Source organism: Novosphingobium sp. (genome assembly GCF_032093395.1).
Classification (GTDB): domain Bacteria; phylum Pseudomonadota; class Alphaproteobacteria; order Sphingomonadales; family Sphingomonadaceae; genus Novosphingobium.
In genome coordinates, this window is sequence record NZ_DAMDBA010000052.1 from 33,745 (window position 1) to 35,860 (window position 2,116).

Here is a 2,116-nt window from a genome sequence, read left to right on the forward strand (position 1 = left end):
CCTGCTGACATGGCAGGTGGCGCGGGCGGAGCGCGAGGTCGTGCTGGTGACGCCCTATTTCATCCCGGACGAGGGGCTGCTGGGGGCGCTGATCACGGCCGTGCTGCGCGGAGTGGAAGTGCATGTCATCGTTTCGGAGGTAGTCGACCAGCTGCTCGTCAACCTGGCCCAGTCTTCTTACTACGACGAGCTGCTGTCGCATGGCGTTCGCATCCATCGTTATCGCGGATATCTGCTCCACGCCAAGGCCGTGCGGATCGACGAAAGCCTGGGCATCGTCGGTTCCAGCAATGTCGATGTCCGCTCGTTCCAGCTGAACGAGGAAGTGAGCCTGCTGCTGCTGGACCGACCGGGGATTTCGGATCTTGCGCGAATCCAGCGTGCGTACCTGGCGGGAAGCGACGAACTGCTGCTGGCGGAATGGCGCGCCCGATCGCGGATGCGGCGCCTGGCCGAAAACGGAGCGCGCCTGGTAAGCCCCTTGTTGTGACCATTGCCCGATGAGCGGTTCCGCTGCCGCGACGAAAATCCATTGAGGGGCATTTTCCGAACAGACGATAAGTCCTTGGTAGCCTGTAAGCGGCGCGTTGGAGGTATCGGGCTTGCCCATTTGGTTTTGCCGGCCGTGGCATTGGGATAAGAGCCTGCGCGAAGACCAATTTGCCCGTTTCCGGCCGGTGCCACTCATGTAGTTTCGACCGACTTGGCGAGGAGTCGATTTCATGAAGCGTGCGGAGGATGATTCGGCCGAACTCGGCCACAACGATCGCCGATCCTTTCTTGCTGCCTGCGGGAAGTATTCGCTTCTCGTTCCACCGGCGATGACGATGCTGCTGTCCACATCACTTACCTCGACCGCGATCGCGAAGTCGGGCGGCGGTGGTGGTGGCGGTGGTGGCGGCGGTTCGACCGGTGGCGGCTCGGGTGACGGTGGTTCGGGTAGCGGTTCCGGCAGCGGCGGTTCCACCGGCGATGGCGGCGGTTCCCAGACTGGCCCACGGGATGGCGGCGGCTCGGTTTCCGGACCCAAGGACACCGGCGGTTCCGGCGGCGGCGATGGCCACGCAGGCGTGGTGAGCGCAGAGGCCAGTCTTCCCAAATCAGGGGGCACCGTCCCGCGCGGCCGCGAAGGCGCCGGCAAGGCATTGGGCCGAAACTGAGCGATCGGTTTATCGGCGAAGGTAAGCCGGTTCCGGTTTCGAGCCGAAAGGCTGGGCCGTGACAGGCGCGCCGGAACGTGACGGGGGAGAGGCCGCGATGCATGCCGGCTCGGGGATGGGCGGCTTGGGAAGGGGCGGCTCTGGACAAACCGGCAGCGCCGTCGAGGCTCCCGCATCCGACCCGACACCGGGAGGAGAGGCGGCCTTGCGCAAGGTTTGCGGCCCGCTGCTGCGACTGGCGGATGGCGTCGTTCCTCTCGTCATCGCAGATCGTCCGGTTCTGTTCGTGGAAGCCACCCAGCGGTTGAATGCGCTTAACGGATCGGCCGGAATGCTCGTGGCGCTGCTGGCGGACGGGATCGAACTGGCCGAACTGCGTCGGCAATTGCAGGAAACGATGGGCCTGAACGCGGGCGAGGTCGATGCCCTCGTCAAGGACTGGAGCACGCAGCGCGTCATCGCGGCCTCGTTTGCGGCGAGGGCAGTCGATGCCGAAAGTCTCTGGCTACGGGCCGGGGATCGGAGCATCGCGATCCGTTTTCCGCAAGGCGCGTGGGGTGCCGGGCATGCCGCGCCATATGGACATCTTCCTCGGGGCCGGGTTCCCGGCAAGACGGCTGGGATGGCGACCAGCATTACCGTCGAAGCCATGGGCGAGAGCGAAAACGATCTTGTCGGCGTATTCGGCGACAACGCCGGAAACCTGGTTTCCCAGGACGCGGCGTCGCCGGTCCTGCGGGGGGCGATCGTCGATCTCGTGCTGGACCAGCCCGGCTATGTCGCGTTGCACGCTGCGTGTCTCGTCGCGCGTGACGGGCTGCAGGACGAAGCGATCCTGCTGATCGGAGCTCCCGGCGCCGGGAAATCGACTCTGGCGGCCATGGCCGCCGCGGCATCGCCGCACCTCCGCCTGGCCGGGGACGACATCGTCCTGTTCGATCCGCGCTCCGGCCTCG

Annotated in this window: 2 protein-coding genes and 1 pseudogene; all 3 read left to right on the top strand. The window is 65.9% G+C overall.

What is annotated here, in order from left to right:
* The coding region (locus RT424_RS16395) for a phospholipase D-like domain-containing protein (RefSeq protein ID WP_313440473.1) at nucleotides 1-490 on the top strand (490 nt) is incomplete at its 5' end.
* Nucleotides 491-722: 232 nt separating this feature from the next.
* The gene (locus RT424_RS16400) at nucleotides 723-1,160 is read left to right on the top strand and encodes a hypothetical protein (protein ID WP_313440475.1); all 438 of its coding nucleotides are present in this window, start codon (nucleotides 723-725) and stop codon (nucleotides 1,158-1,160) included.
* Between the two features lie 58 nt (nucleotides 1,161-1,218).
* Nucleotides 1,219-2,116 (top strand): annotated as a pseudogene (locus tag RT424_RS16405) (hypothetical protein); the annotation flags it as partial.

Coding starts and splice junctions, on each gene's coding strand:
- RT424_RS16400 (WP_313440475.1), top strand. CDS start 723: ATGAAGCGTGCGGAGGATGATTCGGCCGAACTCGGCCACAACGATCGC.